The organism is Arthrobacter sp. Dra40 (assembly GCF_059091905.1).
The window spans coordinates 13479-37043 of the sequence record NZ_JBNHHB010000021.1; the positions used below are offsets into that span (position 1 = coordinate 13479).

The following is a 23565-nucleotide window of genomic DNA, read 5'->3' on the forward strand; positions in this document are numbered from 1 at the left end:
CTGTGTTCGAAGGGGAGGCGAGCCGTTAGCTCGCGGTAGGCTCGGCGGCCAGGTTCCGGCTATCGATTCAGGGCGGCTACCGCATCCGGCGCCGGCGCTCCATGACTTCCTCGGCGGCGGCCACCAACTGCTTGGCCGATTCGTCCCAGTCGTACGCGGCAGCCCGCGCGATGCTGGCTTCGGAGGCAGCGCGGAAGGCGCCAGGCTGGTCCAATGCTGCCACCGCGGCGGCGAAGTCGGCCGGTTGGTCCGGATCCACCAGCGTGACCGCGGCGCCGCCTACCTCGCGGAAGATGGGGATGTCGCTGGCGATCACCGGGGTCCCGGCGGCCATTGCCTCGATCAGCGGCAGGCCGAAGCCTTCGTCGCGGGAGAGCGTGACCAGGGCGGTGGTGCGCTGGAGCAGTTGCTGATAGCCGGCGTCCGAAATTCCGTTGTGGAAGACCAAGCGGCGCGCATCCGCGGCACGGGCTTCCAGCTCTGCCTGCCGTTCCGGGCGGATGGGGCTGAGCAGGTGGAGCTGGTAGTCCGGCAGCAAAGCCATGCCGTCGATGATGGTTTCCACGTTCTTGTACGGCATGAACGAGCCCATGTAGAGCAGGGTCTTGTCGCGGCCGCCGGCGGGATCGCGCGGCGCCCCGTGCGGCTGGGCGGCGTTGGAGACGATCCGGATGGGCTTGCGGGTGAGCCGGTGCCGCTCCATCAGTGACTGCGTGGTGTGGCTGATGGTGGCCACGGTGTCGGCGCGGTTCAGCAGCAGGCGCTGCGGCCAGTAGGCCTTGTGGTAGAGCCGCCAGAGCAACTGCACCGGCTTGGGCAGGAATCCGGGAGGCTTGGGGTGCGAGTAGTAGATCAGGTCGTGCAGGGTCAGGATGAGGCCGTAGTTGCGGCCAAAACTGCCCATGGTCTGCATGGGACAGACCACGACGTCGGCGCCCAGCTTGTTGACGCGGCGTGCCACAAAGAGCTCGGCGGGGGAGAGCGGACTGTTGATCTTGGTCCACGGCACGTCCGGCAAAAACTGCAGCTGGCGCTCGTCGTTGATGAGCATGCCCACGTCGGCCAGCCGGGCGGTGGCTTCGATCAGGCTCGCGCCGTAGCGGCTGATGCCGTCCAGTTGATCGGTGCGGGTGAACCGGGCGTCAATCAGGAGTTTCATGCACTCATTCCGTCGATGAAGTCCCGGATGTACGCGGCGGCCGGGGCCGGGGTTTCGTAGTGGATCAAATGCCCGACGGCGGGGATCACTTCCAGCCGGGCGCCCGGGATGGCCGCGGCAAGCTTGCGCTGGCTGGGCACGGAACCGATGTCGTCGCGTTCCCCGGCGATCAGGAGCACCGGCAGATCCAGCCGGCCGGCCACCTGGGCGACGTCGGCGGAGATGGAGGCGCGGAACGCTTCCAAGACCACGCGCCGGTTTGCGAAGGCGCTGAAGTAGGCGTCGTGCTGGGCATGGATGTAGGAGCGCAACCGCGGATCCCGGGTCTTGGCCATCATGATGCTCATCGCCCGGACGATGACCCGGTTGCGCAGCAGTCCCAGGCCCAGCCGCTCGGGCAGCTTGGCGCCGGCCAAGTAGTAGAACCCGGCAAGCCGGGAGGCGATGGCCTTCGGTCCCTGCAGCGCGGGTTCACTGATCGGGTTGACCAGGATGGCGGCCCGGAAGCTGCCCGGATGCGCCGCCAGATAGTGGCTGACCACGATGGACCCGAATGAGTGCCCCAGGATGTAGGTCTGCGGGCCCAGTTCCAGCCCGCCGGCCAGGCTGTGCAGGAACCGGGTGTAGCCAGCGATGTCGTGGCTGCCGGACGCCAGCGGTTCGGATTCGCCGAAGCCGGGCAGGTCCGGGGCGATCACGCGGTAGCCGGGCAGTTGGTCAACCACCAGTTCCAGCCCATGGTGATCACCGCGGAAGCCGTGGATCATCAGGAGGGTGGGCGCGCCGTCGTCGTGCCCGGGATACTCCCAATAACGCACCCGGGCGCCGTCTAGCAGCATCTCGCGCCGGAGAGCGCGTCCAGCCACGGTGGTCACGTCCGGCTTCCCGCAGATTCCATGCCTTCGACTTTACCGATACGACGGCGCGGCAAGGCGCAGCCCGGCCTTGTCGGCGCGTAGGAACGGCCCGCGCCCGCGGCGATGCGCAATTGACGCTGCCGTGTGCCGCCGGTTAGGTTCAACACCAGCCGGGCACAGTTGCCCGGACAAACCGTGGAGGGGCTTAGATGGCGGAGTACGTGCTGGCGATCGACCAGGGCACCACCTCCACGCGCGCGATCATTTTCGACCACAGCGGTACCCCGGTCTCCACCGGCCAGCGGGAGCACCGGCAGATTTTCCCGCAGCCGGGCTGGGTGGAACACGACCCGCTGGAGATCTGGGGCAACACCCGCGAAGTAGTGGGCACGGCGCTCTCCCGGGCCAGTCTGACCCGGCACGACATCGCCGCCGTCGGCATCACCAACCAGCGCGAAACCACGGTGGTGTGGGAGAAGAGCACGGGCAAGCCGGTGTACAACGCCATTGTCTGGCAGGACGTGCGCACGCAGCAGATTTGCGATGAATTGGCCGCCGACGGCGGTGCCGACCGCTTCCGCGAGCAGACCGGCCTGCCGCTCTCGCCCTACTTCGCCGGCACCAAGCTGGCCTGGATCCTGCGCAACGTCGACGGCGCCCGCGAACGGGCCGAGGCGGGCGAACTGCTGTTCGGCACCACCGACAGCTGGGTGCTCTGGAACCTGACCGGCGGGCCGGACGGCGGCACGCACGCGACCGACGTCACCAACGCCTCCCGCACCTTGTTCATGGACCTGCGCACGCTGCAGTGGGACGAAGAGATCCTCAAGGTCTTCGGCATCCCGAAGGCGATGCTGCCGCAGATCCGATCCTCCTCGGAGGTCTATGCGGAGGTCCACGGATCCCAGCTGCTCCGCCATGTTCCGGTGGCGGGGATCCTCGGCGATCAGCAGGCGGCCACGTTCGGGCAGGCCGCGTTCAAGCCCGGCGAGGCGAAGAACACGTACGGCACCGGGTGCTTCGTGCTGGTCAACACCGGCGGGGAGATCGCCCGGTCCTCGCACGGACTGCTGACCAGCGTCGGGTACCAGCTGGGAACGTCGGCACCGCAGTATGTGCTTGAGGGTTCCATCGCCGTCGCCGGCTCCCTGATCCAGTGGCTGCGGGACAACCTCGGCATAGTCGCGTCCGCGCAGGAGGCCGAGCAGCTGGCCGGCACCGTGAAAGATACCGGCGGCTGCTACTTTGTGCCCGCGTTCTCCGGACTTTTCGCGCCCTACTGGCGGCAGGATGCCCGCGGCGCGCTGGTGGGCCTGACCCGGTTTGTCACCAAGGCGCATATCGCCCGCGCAGCGCTGGAAGCCACGGCATTCCAGACCCGGGAGGTGCTGGATGCCATCAACGCCGATGCCGCGGTGCCGCTGACAAGCCTCAAGGTCGACGGCGGGATGGTCGCCAACGACGCCCTGATGCAGTTCCAGGCGGACATCCTCGGCGTGCCGGTGATGCGGCCGCGGGTCACCGAGACCACCGCCTTGGGCGCGGCCTACGCCGCGGGCCTCGCCGTCGGGTTCTGGGAAGGAACGGGGCAGCTGGCTGGGAACTGGGCGCAGGACAAGGTGTTCGAGCCGCAGATGCCCGCGGAGGAGCGGGAGCGCAAGCTGCGTTTGTGGAAGAAGGCGGTCACCCGGACCTTTGACTGGATCGACGACGATGTGCTGTGAACGTACGGTAAAGTGGTGCCATGTTCGCACTGCTCCTTAGCTAGCCGCTGCCGCGGGGTCCCAAGCCCTGCTTCAGCGGCCCGCCCCTCCGATGTTGAGGGGCTTTTGTGTGTCTAGGGGAGTCAGGCCAGTGCGCAGTACAGACAAGAGGACGAGGCAAGCACAGTGAGTACGCAGCCGGGTACGGAACAGCACGAGTACAGTTTCTCCGCCATGGAGGCCAAATGGCCGGCCGTGTGGGAGGAACTTGATGTCTTCGCACCCGCCGACGACGGGTCGCGCGAGCGCCGCTACGTGCTGGACATGTTCCCCTACCCCTCGGGCGACCTGCACATGGGCCATGCCGAGGCCTTCGCCATGGGCGATGTGGTGGCCCGCTACTGGCGGCTGAAGGGCTACGACGTCCTGCACCCGATCGGCTGGGACTCCTTCGGCCTGCCGGCCGAGAACGCCGCGATCAAGCGCAACGCCCACCCCAGCGAGTGGACCTACGCCAATATCGATACCCAGGCGGCCTCCTTCAAACGCTACGCCATCAGCGCCGACTGGTCCCGCCGGCTGCACACCTCGGATCCCGGGTACTACCGCTGGACCCAATGGCTGTTCCTGCGGTTCTACGAGCGCGGCCTGGCCTACCGGAAGAATTCCCCGGTCAACTGGTGCCCGAAGGACCTGACCGTGTTGGCCAACGAACAGGTGGTCAACGGGGCGTGTGAGCGTTGCGGCACCCCGGTGACCAAGAAGAGCCTGAACCAGTGGTACTTCAAGATCACCGAGTACGCCGACCGACTGCTGGACGACATGGACGAGCTCAAAGGCCATTGGCCGGAGCGCGTGCTGGCCATGCAGCGCAACTGGATCGGCCGGTCCGAAGGCGCACACGTCCGCTTCACCGTCGAGGAAGCCGCCGGACGCCCGGCGCAGGACGTCACCGTCTTCACCACCCGGCCGGACACCCTGCACGGCGCCACCTTCTTTGTGGTGGCCGCCGACGCCCACCTGGCCCTGGATCTGGTCACGCCGGAGCAGCACGATGCGCTGATGGACTACCGCGAAAAGATCAAGGCGCTCTCGGACATTGAACGCCAGTCCACCGAACGCGAGAAAACCGGCGTTTTCCTGGGCCGTTACGCGGTCAACCCGCTGAACGGCGAAAAGCTGCCGGTCTGGGCCGCGGACTACGTGCTGGCCGACTACGGCACCGGCGCGATCATGGCCGTCCCGGCGCACGACCAGCGAGATTTGGACTTCGCCCAGGCCTTCGACCTGCCGGTGCGCGCCGTCGTCGATACCGGTGAAGAAGACCCGGCCGTGACCGGCGTTGCCACCAGCGGTGAAGGCACGCTGATCAACTCCGGCGAGCTGGACGGCCTGCCCAAGACAGAGGCCATCGCCCGCGCCATCGAACTGGTGGAGGCCGCCGGCACCGGCGAGAAGACCGTGAACTTCCGGCTGCGCGACTGGCTGCTCTCCCGCCAGCGGTTCTGGGGCGCGCCGATCCCGATCGTCCATTGCGAGGAGTGCGGCGAAGTGCCCGTTCCCGACGACCAGCTGCCGGTGCGGCTGCCCGACGACCTGCGCGGCGAGGCGCTGTCGCCGAAGGGCACCTCCCCGCTGGCCGCAGCCGCGGACTGGGTCAACACGGACTGCCCTAACTGCGGCAAGGCCGCGCGGCGCGATACGGACACCATGGATACCTTCGTGGATTCGTCCTGGTACTACCTGCGCTTTGCCTCTCCCGACTACACCGAGGGCCCGTTCGAGAAGGAAGCCGCGGCGCGCTGGCTGCCGGTGGACCAGTACGTGGGCGGCGTGGAGCACGCGATCCTGCACCTGCTCTACAGCCGGTTCTTCACCAAGGTGCTCAAGGACATGGACCTGATCGATTTCGACGAGCCGTTCCGTGCGCTGCTGAACCAGGGCCAGGTGCTCAACGGCGGCAAGGCGATGAGCAAGTCGCTGGGCAACGGCGTGGACCTGAGCGAGCAGCTGGACAAGTACGGTGTGGACGCGGTCCGGCTGACCATGATCTTTGCCTCGCCGCCCGAGGACGACGTGGACTGGGCCGACGTATCTCCGTCCGGCTCGGCCAAGTTCCTGGCCCGTGCCTGGCGGCTGGGCCAGGACGTCGCCTCGGCGCCGGGCACGGAGTACGACGGCGGCGACCGCGCCCTGCGCTCGGTCATCCACCGCACCGTCGCCGACGCGGCGGACCTGCTGGACGCCGGCAAGTTCAACGTGGTCATCGCCAAGCTGATGGAACTGGTCAATGCGACCCGCAAGGCCATCGACGCCGGACCCGGCGCCGCCGATCCGGCGGTGCGCGAAGCCACCGAGGCGGTGGCCATCATCCTGAGCCTGTTCGCCCCCTACACGGCGGAAGACCTGTGGGCCCAGCTGGGCCACGAACCGTCGGTGGTGAAGGCCGCCTGGCCGGCCGTGGACGAGTCGCTGCTGGTGCAGGACACGGTTACCGCCGTGGTACAGGTTGCCGGCAAGGTGCGCGACCGGCTGGAGGTGGCGGCGGACGTCAGCGAGGACGAGCTGGAGAAGCTCGCGCTGGCCTCACCGCAGGTCATCCGCACGCTCGAAGGCCGCGAGGTGCGCAAGGTGATTGTGCGCGCACCGAAGCTGGTCAACATCGTTCCGGCCTGATCAGGCAGGCAGCCCATGAACTGGCTCGAGCAACTGGTGCAGCGGTCCAAGCGACTGCTGCACCAGCAGCCGCCTGCCCGGCCGGGCCAGCCGCCGCGCCATCGCGTCGCCGTCGTGACTGATTCGGCGGCGTCACTGCCCGCGGACTGGGTCAACCAGCCGGATACCGCAGACTGGTTGCGGGTGGTGCCGATGCCGGTCATGATCTCCGGCCAGATCTACGGGGAAGGGGTCGACGACGTCGCTTCCGCCCTCGCGGTCGGCCTCGCCGAGGGGCGTGACATCAAGACCTCGCGCCCGTCGCCGGGGCTTTTGGAACGGACATACCGTGAGCTCGAGGAGCTGGGCTTCGAAGCGATCGTCTCCATCCACCTCTCGGCCGAGCTCTCCGGCACCATCGAGGCCGCAGGCCTGGCCGCCGACGGCGTCGGCGTTCCCGTGGAAGTGGTGGACACGCGTAGCGCCGCGCTGGGCCAGGGCTTCGCCGTCATCGACGCGGTGATCGCGGCGCAGAGCGGCTTCGACCGGCAAACCGTGGCCGAGCGAGCCAAGGCCGCCGCGGTCTGCTCCGACGTCTACTTCTACGTGCCCAGCCTGGATCAGTTGCGCCGCGGCGGTCGGATTTCCGCTGCCTCCGGCGTGCTGGGGTCGCTGCTGTCCATCAAGCCGCTGCTCGGCATCCGCGACGGCGCGGTCATCCCGCTGGAAAAAGTGCGGACCGCCGCGCGCGCTCAGGCCAGGTTGCAGCAGCTGGTGGTGCGCCGGATCGAGGAACTGGACTACGAACCACGGGTCTCGGTGCACTACTTCGGCAACGAATCGGAGAGCCGGGCGATGGCAGAAACCCTGCAGCAGCACCTCAGCGACGACGTCCTGGTCACCCCGGTGCCGTCGGTCCTGGCGGCGCACACCGGACTGGGCGTCATCGCCGTGGTGGTCGGGCCGCCGACGCCGCACCTGGGCTGAACGGCCTAATCCTCTACGGCCCGCGGCCTCGCTGCCGGCATTCCGAGGGGAAAGCGAAGGAGAACCCGTCGCAGACCCGGACGTACGGCGCAGGCAGGTCAGCTTGTGGCCGCTGGCGGCGACTGCAGTAGTCGCGGTATCCCTGTGGCTGTTCTTCCACCAGAACTTCTGGTCGATACCGGCCACCCTCGCCGTCCTGATCTGGTCAATCGTCAGTCTCCCACGCTCCAAATGGTACTGGCTGCCCTTGACCCTGAGCGCCCTGTTCACTCTCTATGTCTCGGTCGGCATCGGCTTACTGGTGGTCACTTCGGACAAGGGCATGTGACTGCCTTGCCCCTCAGATGCACCGGGGGAAGTTCCAAGACCACAGCTCCGGCTCACGCCCGCACGAGGAAATACTCCTTCCGTCTCAGGACCACCACATGCAGAACGGCGATAGAATTTAAGCACGGTGATGGATCCCGCCGGAGCTCGTAGCTCGAACCGCCGTGTGGCTGATGGTTCCTACCTTTCGAGAAAGGTAGGTGAACCATGTCAGAGGCTCCAAGATTCCCGAGTTTCATCTCTCCTTCCGCATACCGTTTGCTGCCCACATACCGTAGGGTGGCCTTGGCCTGTCTCCGCTTCCTGTTCCCGCAGCGACTCAGCGCCTCGGCCCAATACGTCGATTTTCGGCGTTCTAACGAGGTGCACTCAGGGGCACCGGCAGTCGGCGGGAAGGTTCAAGCCGTGCGTGCGCCGGAGACGGGGAGGACTGTGGTGGATAGGTCAGACGCGCCCCAGCCTGTTACTGGCCCCGTCTTAGTAGGAGTGATACCGGGGCAACTAGCGGCCGTGGTGCAGCGGGCAGCCGTCCTGGCGGCCGGCCTTGGAGTGGATTTGGTATGCGTGCACGTAGACGTCTCCACCTATGAGGAGACCTTGCCGGATGGGTCCCGGGTTCTGTTGCCTATCGACTCCGACGGTGACTTCAGCTACGTGGAACAGACCGCCGAAGAGATGCAGGCTTATCTGTCCGAGGCTCTGACAGACTGCCGGGTGGATTGGTCATTCCGGACCTTGGCTGGCGAACCCGCGCGCGCCTTGTCTGATGCTGCAGAATCGATCGGCGCATCCATGATCGTGGTGGGAACGCGCGAACCGGGCGTCATCCACGCCCTCGAGGAAGTTCTCGTCGGCTCCGTGGCCGTTCATCTGGCCCATCATCAGCACCGGCCGGTGCTGATAGTCCCGCTCGATCCCCGCCCCTTCGAGTAGGGCAGGTACCCAGCTAGGGCGTCCCCAATAGCCATGACCAGTACGCATTCGGAGGCCGCTACGAACGGGCCCGGTCCAGCATCACGACCGAAGGATATGAGACTGGGCCGGGGCCGGTGGACTCGCCGTCCAGCCATAAGTCGTATGGCTCCCCAGGCTGCACTACGGAGAAAAGGACGGCAGCTTTGCAGAGGAAGTAGGGCCGGGCACCGGAGTGCTTTCCGATTTTCGTTGGCATTCCCAAGGCGCACAACATTGGATGCCGTTTATCGAAAGCGGGAGCTTGACGTCAGCTCCACGCATTTCGGGTGGGCCTGCATCTCATTCCGTTTCCCGTCGTTGAACACCGCCCGCAGGTTATGTCAGGCAACACATCCGGCACCGGATAGGCTGGAAGCAAATCGATTCGTCCCGCTCGAATAAGCGGAATTGATGCATGGGGGAACAAAATGGTCAAGAAATATTCCGTCCTGTTGACTACGGGCCTATTCCTTGCAGCCGGTTTGGTCCTTGGCATCAGCACCCTCCCCGGCCGGACCTGGGCAGATGACGCACAGCCCGGTGCCTATGAGCCCTTTATCGAATGTTCAGCCGACTATGCTGACGGTCCCGGCGCGGAACTGGACCGGAATAACATGATCGGTGCGGAGAACAGTGTGATCATTTCCCCCGAAGAAATGAAGGCGATGGGCTTCCCTGAGGCGCAGATTCAGGCCCAGTCAGCGAAATGGAACGAGCTTTCTCCGGAAGAACGTGAAGAGCAGTTGTGCCGTGCAGCGCAACAGAACTCTGTTGATCAGTAGTCTCAGGATCGGCAGGCTCTTCGACGTGCTCGATAGGAGATGCGTTGGAATCGAAAGGCTGCTGCCCTATCTTTTGGTGTAGGCCTGAGCTCTGCAGTATTCGCGGTGGTCACTGCGACACTTGTATCCCTGTCGCCGGACGCTACAAGTAACGATTTCGGTCCGATCGCCCTTGTTATCTTTTATTTGGCTCTGAGTTTTGTCCTCTGGCTCCCCGGTCTCGCTAGCGCAGGGAGCCAGATTCTGGCCGTCATGCATCTAGCGAAGATGATCGCCCTGAAACTTGGCTTGGTTTGCCTTATTGCGCTGGGAACGAGTCTTTGCGTCTTAGTGTCCGGACTGCGGGAACTAGGGTTGGGGGGTCTGTGATCTTTTATGGTCAGCGACGGTAGCTCCTCTGAACGCGATCTCATGGACGTTCATCGTGCATAGCTACGTGAAGGCCCGAAGTTGATCGTTTCCCGGATGGTCAGCGGGTGGATAACGCAACTCACCCATAACGGTAAGAAGAGGAAGCTCCCGTGAACCCTTTAGCGGCCAGCGGGCAATACATAGTGTGAGCACAGACAGCGACATCATCAGGCGGTCCAGGGACAGCCCCGCAGCTTTCGGGGAGTTGTACGACAAACACGCCTCAGTCATTTACCGCTATGCGGCCAGACGCGCCGGGGACTTCGTGGCAGACGACGTCACGTCGGAGACATTCCTGGTCGCGTTCGAGCAGATGCAAACCTTCGACCACAGCAGGGAAGATGCGCGGCCCTGGCTTTTTGGCATCGCAACCAACCTCCTGCGCCGGCACCACCGGGCCGAGGCCCGAACGCTGAGAGTCCTGGCCAAATCCGCCTCTCGCGAAGCGGCGGAAGACAACTCCGATCGCATCGCCGCTCAAGTCGACGCTATGGCCGCAACAGGCCGCATTGCCCTCGTCCTGAATCGTATGCCGGCGATAGACCGGGAAACCCTGTTGCTTTATGCCTGGGCTGACCTGACGTACGAAGGCATTGCCGATGCGATGGACGTTCCGGTAGGGACCGTCCGCTCCCGCTTGAACCGTGCACGCAATGTCCTGCGCGATGCTCTGCGCTTAGACCAACTTCAAGAAACGGGGAACCATCATGGACGAATTGCAACTGCTGCGCGAAATGCGTAGCGAAGTCGGCTCAGCGACTCCAGCAACACTGGCGCGGGGCCGGAACAAACTGATGAAAAACATCGCCACCGAAAGCGGGTCATCCGTCCGGGCCATTGCCCGGAGACCCCGCAACATCTCGCGCCGGGTTGCCCTCGCCTCTGCAGCTGCCGCCCTGCTCGTTGGGGCGTTCGTGGCTGCCGACGTCATCGTTCCTGGCAAACACGGCGGGGCAACCGCCGAGGCAGCCGAAGTGTTGAACGCCGCCGCAGCCACAACCATCACCACGGCCGACCCTATTGTCGGGCCTGGCCAATACCTGAGAATCGACACGACGGCCGTATACGCCTCGGGAATCGTTTTGGGGGAGCCGAGAGGAGACCGCCGTACGGTGGAGTGGCTGGATAAGACCTCTGATCATCTCTACATTCCCGCTGACCACACGGACGAATGGATCTGGGACCGCAAAGCCCGTATCCCAACGACGTTCTTCAGCGAGGATGCCAAGGCAGAGGCGACCAAATATATGATGTCTCAAGCCGATGACCCCATCAGGACGGGAGAACTACTGCGGGCACCGGGCGGGAGCTTCTACGGAGAAGCACAGCGGCTGCTCGCCGGCATGCCCTTGGACGAAGGCGTGAAGAATCTGCCCCGGGATCCCCAGGCCCTCCTGAACACAATTCGTCGGCTGGACAATCCAGACAGGGCCGAAGCGGAGACGCTAGGGTCCATCGCATCGGTTCTGAGAACTGGGGTCGTGCCGGCGGACCTTCGCGCAGCACTCTACAAAGCGGCCGCGCTTATTCCCGGAGTCACCGTCGTAGACAGGCAAGCGAACCTTGACGGCAGGGCAGGCATAGCAATCGGGATCGCGGATTCCGTCCATGAAACCCGGACGGACATCATTGTCGATCCCGCTACCGGGCTGCTGATCGGAGTACGGGAGGTCACGCTGACACCCCGCGATACCTTCCCAGCCGGAACAGCGATCGGTTGGACCTCGGTCCGAACCTCGGTGGTTAGTTCAGCGCCGTAACTATTCGAGTAACTGCGCGGCCTGGCCCTCTGAGAGTGGTCGGCCGAGTCCGTGTTGCCCGTCCCGGAAGCGGTGGTCGATAGCGGAAACCCTCCTGAAGGTCTGAAGGTCTTGCCTAGGCGACTTTGCCGGTGTTGCGGGGAGCGGTCTGGTGGCTGCACTTCCCACAACTTAATCGACAATATGGTTTGGGTTTGAAAGGTCTGTCTGAATGCATGCCCGGTGGAGGACATGAATCCTGCCCGCTCTTCGCCTCGCGGAAGTGGGCAGAACCAAGTGCGGAGCCCGCCCCGTGCCTCGACAACTCATGAGGGCACGGTAAGGATTGAGGGGTGCCTGTCATCGGATTCCATGCATCCCACGAACAGATCTCGCCCGCCCAGCTGCTGCAGGACGTCAAGCTTGCGGAGGAAGCCGGTTTCGACGCCGCCATGTGCTCGGACCACATCGAGCCGTGGTCCGCGCGTCAGGGACATTCCGGCTTCGCCTGGTCCTGGCTCGGTGCGGCGCTGGCCACCACAAAGCTGCGCTTCGGCGTCGTCACCGCTCCCGGCCAGCGCTACCATCCGGCCATCATCGCGCACGCCGCCGCCACCCTGGCCGTCATGTTTCCGGGGCGGTTCTGGATGGCGCCGGGCAGTGGCGAGAACTCCAACGAGCACATCACGGGCGATGCCTGGCCCTCCAAGGACGTGCGCCAGCAGCGGCTGGAGGAGTCCGTGGAGGTGATCCGTCGGCTGCACGACGGCGAGGAGGTCACCCACCGCGGACTGGTCACCGTGGAGCACGCCCGGATTTGGGAGGTCCCGGAGCCCAAGCCTGAACTGATCGCCCCCGCCATCAGCGTGGAGACCGCCCGCCGCGCCGCGCGCTGGGCAGACGGGCTGATCACGGTCAATCAGGTGCCGGAGCAGCTCAGGAAGGTCCTCGCCGCCTACCGGGACAATGGCGGCCGCGGGAAAGCCGCGCTGCAGGTGCACCTATCCTGGGCGCCGTCGGAGGACGCCGCCGTCGAAATCGGCTTGGACCAGTGGCGCTCCAATACGTTCGCCCCGCACGTGGCCGCGGACTTGGCCACGGCCGGCCACTTCGACGCCGTCAGCGAGCACGTCGGCGAGGACCAGCTGCGGAAGGCGGTCAACGTGTCGGCCAGCACGGGCCAGCATGTGGAGTGGCTGCAGGAGTACCTAAACCTGGGCTTCGATGAGCTGTACCTGCATTTCGTGGGGCAGGAGCAGCGGCCCTTCATCGAGACGTTCGCCGGCGAGGTCCTGCCAAAGCTGCGCTGACAGACTGCCCTGGACCGTCCGGACGGAAAGCGAGGAAAAGCCAGTGAGGATTACCGACACTTCCGACCTGTGGTGGAAGACGGCCGTCGTCTACTGCCTTGACGTGGAGACGTACTTCGATTCCGAAGGCGACGGCGTCGGAGACTTCGCCGGTTTGGCCCAGCGCGTGGACTACCTGGCCGAACTGGGCGTCACCTGCATCTGGCTGATGCCCTTCTATCCCACCCCCGAGCGCGACGACGGCTACGACGTCACGGACTTCTACGGCGTGGACCGGCGGCTGGGGGACCACGGGGACCTGGTGGAGTTCCTCCGCACGGCCCGGGACCGCGGCATGCGGGTCATCGCGGACCTGGTGGTCAACCACACCTCGGACCAGCATCCATGGTTCCAGTCCGCGCGCCAGTCCAAGGACAGTCCCTACCGGGACTACTACGTGTGGCGGTCCGATCCGCCGCCGGACACCTCCAAGGAGGTTGTGTTCCCGGACCAGGAGCAGTCCATCTGGACCAAGGACAAGCCGACGGGGGAGTGGTATCTGCACCGCTTCTACAAGCATCAGCCGGACCTAAATGTGACCAACCCCGAAGTCAGGAACCACATCGCCAAGGCCATGGGATTCTGGCTGGAGCTGGGCCTTGACGGTTTCCGCGTGGACGCGGTGCCGTTCTTCCTTGAAACCATGGGGCAGGACGGGGCCGGGCTGCCGGATCCGCACGAGTTCCTGCGGGACCTGCGCCGCTACCTGAGCCGCCGCCGCGGCGACGGAATCCTGCTGGGCGAGGTCAACCTGCCGTACCAGGACCAGCTGACCTTCTTCGGCGGCAGCGAAGGCGACGAACTGAATGTGATGTTCGACTTCATTGCCATGCAGAACATGTACCTCTCGCTCGCCCGGCACGACGCGGGCCTGTTGGCAAAGGCTCTCAAGGGCAGGCCCGCCATCAACCCGGACAACCAGTGGGCTACCTTCGTGCGCAACCACGACGAGCTGACGCTGGACAAACTCACCGACGAGGAGCGCCAGGAGGTCTTCGCGGCCTTCGGGCCCGAGGAACAGATGCAGCTTTACGGCCGCGGCCTCAAGCGCCGGCTGCCCCCGATGCTGGGTGGGGATCCTCGCCAAATCAGGATGGTGTACTCGCTCCTGTTTTCCCTTCCGGGCACCCCGGTGCTGTATTACGGTGAGGAGATCGGGATGGGGGAGGACCTGGATGCGGAAGGCCGCCTGGCCGTCCGCACGCCCATGCAGTGGACGGACGGCCCGAACGCGGGCTTCTCCACCGCGGAGCCGGGACAGCTGATCTCGCCGATAGTCGACGAGGGTTTCGGCCCGCAGTTCGTCAATGCCGCCCAGGCCAAGCGGGATCCGGATTCACTGTGGAACTTCATGGCCACCCTGATCAAGCGCTACCGCGAGTGCCCGGAGCTGGGCTGGGGGCACTTCGAGATCCTCAAGCAACCGGAGAAATCCGTGCTGGCCCACCGCTGCACGTGGGAGGAGTCCAGCATGGTCCTGCTGCACAACCTCTCGCCCGATCCGGTCACCGTCGCTCTGGACCTGGCCGCTGAGGACCGGCCCGCGGAAAAGCTCCGGGACGTTCTGCTGCTGGACCTGCTGGGCGACGCGGACGTGAAAATCGCCGAGGACGGCACGTGCACCCTGCCCCTCGATGGGTTCGGCTACAAGTGGCTTCGCCTGCAGCATCCCGAGGACCGGCGACTGCCATAAGCTGCAGCCAAGGACGACGTCGGCGAAGGACGACGGCGGACGTCCTGACCGGGCAAGGGTGTGGGATTGCTACAGTCCGCGTACCAGCAGGTTCTTGTGGAGTTGTCGCCAGCCTTCGCCCAGTTCCTTGCTCGCGTCGTATTTATCCGCAATGAGCTTCGCGCTTACGCCACCGGTGCCTAGCTCCAACGGGTGCAAGTTGGGAATGTTGCCACATCCAGTAGCTGCGGTTTGTTCCGGGGTCTGGATGACCAGGCACACGCTCCCCTTCTCGGGCTTGTCCGGCGCTGCGACATAGAACGCGTAGTCGCTCTCTTCCACCAATAGCCGTGTGCTGTCTGGGGCGATGCCGAGGGCGTCGGCACCTCCGGTGAGAGTGTCAGCCGAACCTGCCGGAGCTTCGAGGGCAGCTATCCCAGACTTTGGATCGCTGCTGCAGCCAGCCAGCGCCAGCAGTATGACAGCACCAGCTGTTAGTTGGAGCAAAGTGCGCATCATGTCCCTGTCAGTGTTGTGCAAAAGCGTTTCTCTCACGTTAACCGCAGGTGTGGACGGCGGGGAGGAACCTGACGTTGCGAAGTAATAACCTTCCATATCGGGAATAGCCGGACAGCTGCTTTGCCATGGCCGCTCCGCTGGAGCTAAGCCGCCCTTCGCGTCTCGCTTCAGGAGTGCGCATCATTACGACGTACGGTGAACGACGGGAAAGGGGAATTCGGGCCCAAACTGGGTGAAGAACGCGGCTAACCACAACTGAGTGCATTGTGTGGCGCCGGGACGGCGGCCGCCCCGACGCTCCATGTTCGGATGTGACGATACAGCATGGTCGATCAGCAGCTTGATCCGAACGAGTTGCTCGCGGCCGCTCGCCGTTCCATGAACATTCCGGTGGAACCGGACAAGCTGCGCATCCGATCCCTGGAACTGGCCGGCGGCCGGCTCGAGCTCATCTTGGAGCGGAACGATATTCCCGATCCGCTGGTGGTTCGCTTCGATGTGCCCGACTCTCTCCCGTTCCCAGCCAGATCGCCTGGCCAAGCGCCTTGTAACTCAATGGGTCGGAGCGCCCCGGAATTGTCGGGCAGTCGGTCGAGGGCGGCGGCGAGCTTGTCTTCCCCACGCACGTTTGGGCCCCGGCCGCGCAACCGGCATTCCCAGGGGAAAGTGAAGGAGAGCCAATGGACGAGAAGCGTGATTGATTCCACCAAGAGGCTTTTGTCCGTGCATCGATTGGCTCTTGTCCGAGTAAATTCAAAGGCGGCGGGACAACAATGAAGCATGGTCACGCCAGAAGCACCGGCACGCACTCCGAAGAGCAAATTGGAGCGCATCTCCGACCACGCCATTTGGTGGGTACCCATAGTGGCTTTGCTGCCTGCAAATATCCTGCTGCCGAATGCCGATCTTGGTGCCCGGATCCTTTCCAGTCTGGTGGTAGTAGTCCTCGTCGAGTCCCTGCTGCTCGTGGGCGTGAGGCGCGACAAACACAAGCGACTGACGACAGACATCGAAGAACACGGGATCATTGATTGCCTCGTCCGCTATCCCAATGCTGTGCCCGGGTCACTGCGCGACCGGTGGGCACCAGGGTCAGCGCAGCTCAAACCAAGAACCATCGTTTTCAGAGAGGTTTCAACATCTGAACCCTTTGGATCGAACCAACCCATCGGAGTTCCCCGAATCCTCGAAGTCCAGTCATCCCCCGAGCAACGGGTGCTGCCTGCGCAGAGGCGAAGGGAGCTCCGAAGGAACCAGCGGGTGGTGAGTATCCAGATCAGCGGAGGTGAAGTGGAACTGGCAGCGGATCAGATGAGCCTCAAGTCCTTGGACCGGCTCGTCTACGGGACAGGCTCTAGCGACTTGCCATAGACGAACCTCGAGTAGTCGTGCGGCCAGACCGGCCCGCCGAAGGCTCACGGACTATGCCGTGCTCTCCTTGTAGCCTCCAGAGAGCAGGTACGACGTGGCAGGATCTGGTGGTCCATCCAGATCTTTGCCGGTGCTGTTGCAATGGTTGTTGCGCCCGTCGTTGCGCTACAAAACCCGACTCGGGACCATGTGCTGCTAGCCGCAGGGGTTGTCGGACTGGGCCTTATCGCCATCCCGCTCGCTGTAAGAGAGATTCGGAGACTACCGCACGTCTACAGGTACTAAGACGAGCCCGTCCCGGGCGAAAAGCAACCGATTCGGCTTTTTCCAAGGGCGTGGGGCTTAGCTGGAGCGGTGGCCAATCGTAATGCTCCAATTGCCCTGATGATTCGGGGAATACCCATCGTGCTGGTTGTGGTCTTCTTTGGTTGGTTGGGTTACCGGAGTGGGAATTCTTGGCTAGTGGTGCCGGTGGCTGTTACGGCCACCGGCGTCGGATTGCGCAACTTTTGGAAGCGAAGACGGCCCAACAAGCAGTACGCCGCGCGCTACCAGTTCGAAGGGTTTCTGCGCTTTTCGACCGAAACAAAGTGGCAGTTCGGGCTCGTGACCCCATCACAGGGAAATCTGGCATTTCAGCCCCGCTGGAAAAACAGCCGGCAGGACAAAGGAGACGTCCGCGTCTTGTCCGTCAAGGAAACGGGAAGCAACCGCACGCCTACATTGACCGAGGCAGTCTTCAGAATCTATCCCACGGCCGAGGTCCTGGAACTGCGAACGTCCACCGGCTCGGTGGAATTTGCCGGACACCCGGAGAACATGCAGAAGACGTTGGAGATCGTGGCGGCCTCCTCCTGAAGGACCCGAAAGACGGTTCTCCGCAAGGGGCACCGATTCAGGGATATCAAAGGGCGCCGTAATGGGCCTCGGCATAGGGACTCGGATGCGTTGATTATCCCATCCAAGCCCCTCCCGTAGGCGACGCCTACGGGAAGTAACAGCGTGCAGTACCCTTCGGGCACGAGAATCGGTCACGCGCCGCCGACGCCGCACCTGGCTGATCGTTCTTTTCCTCCACAGCCCGCGCCGCGGGACGGTCCGTCCACTAACGCGTGACGGACGGATGAGGGTGTCCGCGGCGCGCACCTAGTGTTGCCGCATGGGCCGACACCGCTGGCTTCCCGCAGCTGCCCGCGATGGCACTGCCTCGCGGCTGGGGCGAACACCGCGCTTCCGCATAGCCCTTGGGGCTGCCTTCGTGGTGGCCGGGTTATGCCTGGGCTACGGGATCGTCTCGGTGGCGACCGCAGACCTGAACCGTTCGGCAGCTCCGGTCTTGGAGGGCATCCCCTTGAAGTCCGGCCCTTCCTCGGGGCCAACCGCCGGCGACGGCGGCGGAGATGAGCCCGCCGGTGCCATCGGTGAAGGAGCAGGGGAGTTTGTGGGCGGCGCTGGCAGCGGCAAAGGTGATGCGGGGACAGGCGGCGGCGACGGCGCCGTCCCCGGCGCCGACGGCGGTGCGGATAACGGTAACGACGCCGGGGCACGCATCATCGTCCACGTGGCGGGTGCCGTCGCTTCGCCGGGAATCGTCCGGTTGGTGGAGGGCGCCAGGGTGTTCGAGGCGATCGAAGCAGCAGGAGGTGCCAGGAAGGAGGCGCAGCTCGAGGCACTGAACCTTGCCGCTCCTTTGACCGATGGGCAGCAGGTCTATGTGCCCACACCCGACGACGCCGGGCCGCCGCCGGCGCCGGGTACCGGAAGTTCGGGCGGTGGCTCCGGCGGTGGCGCAGGCGGACCCGGAACGGGCGGCGGAGCCGCAGATGGTCCCGCTGGCAAGATCAACATCAACACGGCCACTGCCGAGGAACTCGCGGAGTTGCCGCGCGTGGGGCCGGTGCTGGCCGGGCGGATCGTCGAGTTCCGCGAGCAGCACGGCCCCTATGGGCATCCGTCTGACCTGGACGCGGTGCCGGGCATCGGACCGGTCATGCTTGAGGCGCTGGTGGAGCTGGTGACGGTGTGAGCGGCGCGCGATGGCAGCGGTACGCGGATGCGGCCCGCCGGCCAGTCACTGCAGAACCGGAGGACGGCGCTGTCACCGGTGGACCGGGGCACAGCGGTGTCTCTGGTTCGGGGCACAGCGCTGCCCGCGATGGGCACCGTGCTGGCCCGGACGGGCACGGAGCCGCGAACGACGGACGCGGCCGCAGCCGGCTAGCGGGCAGACGCCGCTCGGAATTGCAGCAGCTGCTGCTGAAGCACATCAAGCCGGACCCGGCTGCGGCTTCGCAGGGAGAAACGCGGCGGTTGGACCTCCGCCTCGGACTCACCGCGGTGGGCTGCTGGGCAGCGGCCCTGGTGTTGCCGCATGCTCCGGTCGGCGTGGCGTTGACGACGGCGGCCCTGCTCCTGGGTGGAGCCTGCGGCGCGTCGGCCCGCCTGCTGCTTCCGGCGAGGCTCCTGCCGACCAGGCTCCTGAGCGCGGGGAGGTCGCTGCCGACAATCCGGCCGTCGCCTGCGCATGGTCCACTGTCACGGCGCCCGCATGCTCGAGCACTCCCTTATCGGCCCGGACGCGGGCTACGCCGCCGGCGTAGGCGAGGCGGCGGCGGGACGGGAGCCACCGCCGTCGTGCTGGTGTTGTGCAGCTGTACCGGACTGCTGGCGCTGGTGGTGGGCGTGCAACAGTCGCAGCGGCTGGCCGGACCGATCGAAGAGGCCATTGCCGCCGAGGAGACCATCACCGCGCGCCTCGTGGTCACGGGGGACGCGTCCGAGATGAAGGCCCCGGGGCAATTCGGCGGCGGTCCGCGCTTCCAAGTGAAGGCGACCATCGTCGAGGCCACGGCTGCAGGCACGCGCTTCGAGGCCGATACTCCTGTGCTGGTGCTGGGCGGCCCGGAATGGTCCGGTGTCCGCTACGGCGAGCGGCTCCGGGCGTCCGGCACAGTGGTCGGGGCCGACTCAGGTCAGGCGGTGGAGGCGCTGTTGATTGCGTCGACGGTGCCCGCGGATCGCACGGCACCGCCGCTGGACGCCTGGGTCTCCGGTCTCCGCGGGCACTTCGTCCAGGCGCTGGCGCCACTGCCGCCGGACGCCCGCGGGCTGCTGCCCGGCATGGTGCTGGGCGACAAGGAACACCAGCCCGACGACCTGGAAGACGCCATGCGGCGCACCGGGCTGACCCACCTGTTGACCGTGAGCGGCGCAAATGTGTCGTACGTGTTGGGGTTCGTGTACTTGCTCGGTTCGGCCGTGCGGCTGCCTCGCTGGGCCAAGGCTGTTGTCGGGCTGGCGAGCCTCGCCGGATTCGTGCTGCTCGTCCGGCCCGAGCCCAGCGTCCTGCGTGCAGCGGTGATGGGCTCCATCGGGGTGGCCGCCGTGCTGAGCGGTCGACGGAGGGCGTCGCTGTCCTTCCTGGCCTTGGCGGTGTCGGTGCTGCTGGTCATGGATCCTTGGTTGGCCGCCAACTACAGCTTCCTGCTCTCGGTGCTGGCAACGTTGTCGCTGGTGCTGCTGGGCCCCGCCTGTTCGCGCTGGCTGCAGCGGTTCCTGCCGGTGCCGCTGGCCCATGCCGTGGCGATGCCGATGGCGGCGCAGGTGTTTTGTGCACCGGTGATCGTGCAGTTGCAGCCGGAACTGGCGCTCTACTCGATACCGGCGAATGTGGCGGCCGGTCCGGTGGTTCCCTTCATCACGATTGCCGGGATGCTTGGGACCGCCCTGCTGCCGTGGCTGCCGGGCGTCGGTGAGTTGGCGCTGCACGCGGCCGGATGGATGACCCTGTGGGTTGCCGGCGTGGCGCGGTGGTTTTCGGAACTCCCATTGGCGGCCCTGCCGTGGGCGGGCGGCCCGGTCGGGGCTGCCGGAGCGGCTGCAGCGGGTCTGGGACTCCTCTGGGGTGTGCGGCGGATAGCGGGAGTCAGCAGATCCGGAAGGGAACAGGGCCGGGTGGATGGGCCGCCCGAGACCGCGCCGCCCCGCGGGCGCGGCGGGTCCGGCGCGCGCGGACTGATTCTACGGCTGACCTGTTGGACGGCCGTACCGGCTCTGCTGGCAGGAGCTGCGGCCGGTCTGCTGGCCAGTCTTCTGGTCCCGGATGGACAGCAGCAGTCGTGGGACGTTGCGGCCTGCGACGTGGGGCAGGGCGATGGCGTGGTGGTCCGGACCGGCGAGCGAAGCGCCATCGTGGTGGACGCCGGGCCGGAAACGGACATGATGGGCCGGTGCCTGGACGGCCTGGGCGTGGAGCGGATCGATGTCCTGGTGCTCACGCACATGCATCTGGACCATTACGGCGGGCTCGACGGCGTCTTGGCCGGCCGCCGGACGGAGCGCGTCCTGTATTCAAGCGCCAAGGAGGCCCTGCCGGAGGCGGTCCACGCCTCGCTCCAAGCCCACGGGCTGACCGCGGAACGTGCGGCGGCCGGACTGACCGGTTCGTCCGGAGCGGTCGGCTGGACCGTGCACTGGCCCGCGGAAGATAGTGCCGGCCTCTCCGAGAACGATTCCAGCCTCGTCGTCGAAATCAAGCTGCGAGTGGACACCGGGGGAGAGGTGAGGATGCTCCTGACCGGCGATCTTGAGCAGGAGCAACTACCCAAGCTGACGCGGCGTCTGGGAACGGGCTTCACCGTGGACGTCCTGAAAATCAGCCACCATGGTGCCCGCAATGGTGGGACCGCACTCATTACCGGCCTGCGGCCTGCCGCAGCCCTGATTTCCGCGGGCGCCGAGAACGACTACGGCCATCCGGCGGCGGAAATACTGTCCGCGCTGCGGGCCGCCGGGGTGCAGGTATTGCGGACCGACCAGCTCGGGACGGTCCTGCTGGATGCTGACCACGGGAAGCTCTCCGTGCTCCGCGGCCGGTAGGCTGCGGACAGCTTTGGGCAAACGCCCCGGATCGTGAAACTCTTGACCTGAACAAGGAGGAACCTGACGTGAACCCGCCCCCCGGATCCCGCGCTTCGGCCGCCAAGAAAAGCGCCGCGACTGTCTCTTGGCGCGACGTCGAGCCTGCCCCCGTCGTGCTGGTCAGCGGTCCGGAAGAGTACCTGGCTCACCGGGCCAAGGAACGTGTCCGCAATCTGCTGCGCGGCAAGCATCCGGAGCTTGAGCTGACCCAGTTGGATGCCTCCTCCTACACCACCGGCGGGCTCACCATGCTGGCCAGCCCCAGCCTGTTCGGCGAAGCGAAGCTTATTGAAGCCTCGTCGCTGGCCCAGATGAACGACGAGTTCCTCGCAGACACGCTCGCCTATCTGGCGTCACCGGCCGAGGAGGTCTGGCTGGTCCTGCACCACGGCGGCGGGACCCGCGGCAAGAAACTTCTGGATGCGGTCAAGGCCTCGGGCGCCCCGGTGGTTGACTGCCAGGCGATGAAAAAGGACGCAGACAAGCTGGACTTCGTCAGGCAGGAGTTCAAGACCGCGCGCCGGGCCATCGAACCTGCCGCGGCACAGGCGCTGGTGTCCGCGGTCGGCTCGTCGCTGCCCGATCTGGCAGCCGCCTGCTCCCAATTGATTTCCGACGCCGATAGCGCCGTCACCGAAGAGACGGTGGAAAAGTATTACGGGGGCCGGGTGGAGGCAACCGGGTTCAAGGTTGCCGATGCGGCCATTTCCGGCCGCGGCGCCGCCGCGCTGGCGTCCCTCCGGCACGCGCTGGCCACCGGGGTGGATCCAGTGCCGATCGTTGCCGTGCTGGCCATGAAGCTGCGCCAGATTGCCAAGGTCAAAAGCGCTTCGGCCAACGCCCGCGACCTAGGCATGGCCCCCTGGCAGTTCGATCAGGCCCGCAGGGACGCGCGGCTGTGGGAATCGGAGGCCTTGGCGCGCTGCATCCAGGTGCTGGCCGAGACCGACGCCCAGGTCAAGGGCGAAGGCCGCGATCCGGAATACGCGGTGGAACGGGCCGTCACGATGATTGCCACCAGCGCCCGGCGCTAAGCGGGCCGGCCGCGGCGGTACGGGCCCTTGCCCGGGTCCGGTTCGGGTTCCGGACAGCGGAGGTCCTCCCAGCCTCACGCTGGCCCATATAGATGCGGCATCCCTTGGCCGGCATCACCCGCAATGGGTGACATGTGGCCCAACCAGCCTCGCATGACGCGGGGTCAACTGCTGTCTGGGGACATTTCCGGGGACCCTGCCGGGGCCGAAGGCTCCGCCGGCTCCGCCGTGACCCGCGCAACGCATTCGAGGCCCTGGGAATTGCTCGTGTGGATACTCGCGAATGCTACGTCGGTGGAGTCACCAGGGCCGATGGTGAAGGACTCCTCCTTCACGCCGAGGACCTCCTGACTTCCCGTACGGATAACAGAGAAGCGGACTGTATACGTATTGGTGGCCGTACCGATGTTCGTGAGACGGGCTTTTCCCCGCCAGACGCCGTTCTCGTCCGGAGAGCACAGGAACCCGCTCAGCGCACTCGGCGTCGTCGTCGTTGACGGGGTAGCCATCGTCGTGGGGCTGGTGGGGGTTTCTTCTCCCGACGGGCCTGAGCAACCTGCCAACAGGAGGGCAACTGTTGCCAATCCGGTGAGGGTTGCGGTCCGTTTCATGTGGCCAGAGTAAGGGCTTGCCCACGGGGGAGAGATCACCCGATCGGGATGAAGAACTGGAAAGGCCGGAGGCCGCCACCCTGAGCGGGTGACGGCCTCCGGCCTTGGTTTGGTTCGGCCTGTCGGCCGGATGCGCCTTAGAGCGCGTTGACCTGCTTGGCCAGTGCCGACTTGTGGTTGGCGGCGTTGTTCTTGTGCAGCACACCCTTGCTGACGGCCTTGTCCAGCTTGCGGCTCGCGGTCACCAGAGCGGTGTTGGCGGCGTCCTGATCGGCGGACTGGACGGCACCGGTCACGGCGCGGATGGCGGTCTTGAGCTCGGACTTGACCGAGTTGTTGCGCTGGCGTGCCTTCTCGTTGGTGAGAATGCGCTTCTTCTGGGACTTGATATTGGCCACGAAATAACTCTCTGTTGTTGAGGAACTTTGGTCTTTGAGGGCATTCGGTCCGGTCATTGACTGAGCGGCGTGGGGCACCGTAATGGCAACCGGCCCGAGGTGCCCGTCGACCTGCGC

At 65.6% G+C, this 23565-nt stretch carries 19 protein-coding genes and 1 riboswitch; of the genes, 15 read left to right on the top strand and 4 right to left on the bottom strand.

Features of this window, described 5'->3' with window-relative positions:
• Positions 1-76: 76 nt before the first annotated feature.
• Together AC5RWT_RS11865 and AC5RWT_RS11870 are read right to left on the bottom strand one after the other, a co-directional pair.
• Positions 77-1159, bottom strand: coding sequence for a glycosyltransferase family 4 protein (locus tag AC5RWT_RS11865; protein WP_494080394.1), 1083 nt, complete (start codon positions 1157-1159; stop codon positions 77-79).
• Positions 1156-2034: an alpha/beta fold hydrolase gene (locus AC5RWT_RS11870; protein WP_494080395.1), complete on the bottom strand. Its 879-nt coding sequence runs from the start codon at positions 2032-2034 to the stop codon at positions 1156-1158. The genes AC5RWT_RS11865 and AC5RWT_RS11870 overlap by 4 nt, the downstream gene beginning before the upstream one ends.
• A 191-nt stretch (positions 2035-2225) precedes the next feature.
• Between AC5RWT_RS11870 and glpK the strand changes: the two genes are divergently transcribed.
• The 10 genes from glpK (at position 2226) to AC5RWT_RS11920 (ending at position 14616) form a co-directional block, all read left to right on the top strand.
• Entirely contained in the window at positions 2226-3740 is a 1515-nt protein-coding gene (glpK, locus tag AC5RWT_RS11875; protein ID WP_494080396.1) for a glycerol kinase GlpK, read from the top strand.
• A 165-nt stretch (positions 3741-3905) separates the two neighbouring features.
• On the top strand, positions 3906-6395 hold the full coding sequence (gene leuS / locus AC5RWT_RS11880) for a leucine--tRNA ligase (RefSeq protein WP_494080397.1): 2490 nt from the start codon (positions 3906-3908) through the stop codon (positions 6393-6395).
• Positions 6396-6410: 15 nt separating this feature from the next.
• Positions 6411-7361: a DegV family protein gene (locus AC5RWT_RS11885; protein ID WP_494080398.1), complete on the top strand. Its 951-nt coding sequence runs from the start codon at positions 6411-6413 to the stop codon at positions 7359-7361.
• A gap of 103 nt (positions 7362-7464) precedes the next feature.
• Positions 7465-7689, top strand: a complete 225-nt coding sequence (locus tag AC5RWT_RS11890) for a hypothetical protein (RefSeq protein ID WP_494080399.1) — start codon at positions 7465-7467, stop codon at positions 7687-7689.
• Between the two features lie 116 nt (positions 7690-7805).
• Positions 7806-7878, top strand: a riboswitch (Fluoride riboswitch).
• A 17-nt stretch (positions 7879-7895) separates the two neighbouring features.
• Positions 7896-8621, top strand: coding sequence for a universal stress protein (locus AC5RWT_RS11895; protein ID WP_494080400.1), 726 nt, complete (start codon positions 7896-7898; stop codon positions 8619-8621).
• Positions 8622-9070: 449 nt separating this feature from the next.
• Positions 9071-9424, top strand: coding sequence for a hypothetical protein (locus AC5RWT_RS11900; RefSeq protein ID WP_494080401.1), 354 nt, complete (start codon positions 9071-9073; stop codon positions 9422-9424).
• A gap of 556 nt (positions 9425-9980) precedes the next feature.
• Entirely contained in the window at positions 9981-10577 is a 597-nt protein-coding gene (locus AC5RWT_RS11905) for an RNA polymerase sigma factor (RefSeq protein ID WP_494080402.1), read from the top strand.
• A complete protein-coding gene (locus AC5RWT_RS11910) occupies positions 10543-11595 on the top strand; it encodes a CU044_5270 family protein (RefSeq protein ID WP_494080403.1) in 1053 nt (350 codons plus the stop codon). Before AC5RWT_RS11905 ends, AC5RWT_RS11910 begins: the two co-directional genes overlap by 35 nt.
• Before the next feature lie 332 nt (positions 11596-11927).
• Entirely contained in the window at positions 11928-12884 is a 957-nt protein-coding gene (locus AC5RWT_RS11915) for a TIGR03885 family FMN-dependent LLM class oxidoreductase (protein WP_494080404.1), read from the top strand.
• A 43-nt stretch (positions 12885-12927) separates the two neighbouring features.
• A complete protein-coding gene (locus tag AC5RWT_RS11920) occupies positions 12928-14616 on the top strand; it encodes an alpha-amylase family protein (RefSeq protein ID WP_494080405.1) in 1689 nt (562 codons plus the stop codon).
• Positions 14617-14685: 69 nt separating this feature from the next.
• Here the strand turns inward: AC5RWT_RS11920 and AC5RWT_RS11925 are convergent, their stop codons facing one another.
• Complete coding sequence (locus AC5RWT_RS11925; RefSeq protein WP_494080406.1) at positions 14686-15102, bottom strand: hypothetical protein; 417 nt, start codon at positions 15100-15102, stop codon at positions 14686-14688.
• Between the two features lie 792 nt (positions 15103-15894).
• Here AC5RWT_RS11925 and AC5RWT_RS11930 point away from each other — a divergent pair.
• From AC5RWT_RS11930 to holA, 5 genes are all read left to right on the top strand, one after another.
• Positions 15895-16485, top strand: a complete 591-nt coding sequence (locus tag AC5RWT_RS11930; protein WP_494080407.1) for a hypothetical protein — start codon at positions 15895-15897, stop codon at positions 16483-16485.
• A 354-nt stretch (positions 16486-16839) separates the two neighbouring features.
• Positions 16840-17343, top strand: a complete 504-nt coding sequence (locus AC5RWT_RS11935; RefSeq protein ID WP_494080408.1) for a hypothetical protein — start codon at positions 16840-16842, stop codon at positions 17341-17343.
• A gap of 301 nt (positions 17344-17644) precedes the next feature.
• The gene (locus AC5RWT_RS11940) at positions 17645-18511 is read left to right on the top strand and encodes a ComEA family DNA-binding protein (RefSeq protein WP_494080409.1); all 867 of its coding nucleotides are present in this window, start codon (positions 17645-17647) and stop codon (positions 18509-18511) included.
• Between the two features lie 608 nt (positions 18512-19119).
• Positions 19120-21363: a ComEC/Rec2 family competence protein gene (locus AC5RWT_RS11945; protein WP_494080410.1), complete on the top strand. Its 2244-nt coding sequence runs from the start codon at positions 19120-19122 to the stop codon at positions 21361-21363.
• Positions 21364-21431: 68 nt separating this feature from the next.
• On the top strand, positions 21432-22439 hold the full coding sequence (holA, locus tag AC5RWT_RS11950) for a DNA polymerase III subunit delta (protein WP_494080411.1): 1008 nt from the start codon (positions 21432-21434) through the stop codon (positions 22437-22439).
• 748 nt (positions 22440-23187) lie between these two features.
• Here the strand turns inward: holA and rpsT are convergent.
• A complete protein-coding gene (rpsT, locus tag AC5RWT_RS11955; RefSeq protein ID WP_127512637.1) occupies positions 23188-23448 on the bottom strand; it encodes a 30S ribosomal protein S20 in 261 nt (86 codons plus the stop codon).
• Positions 23449-23565 lie beyond the last annotated feature (117 nt).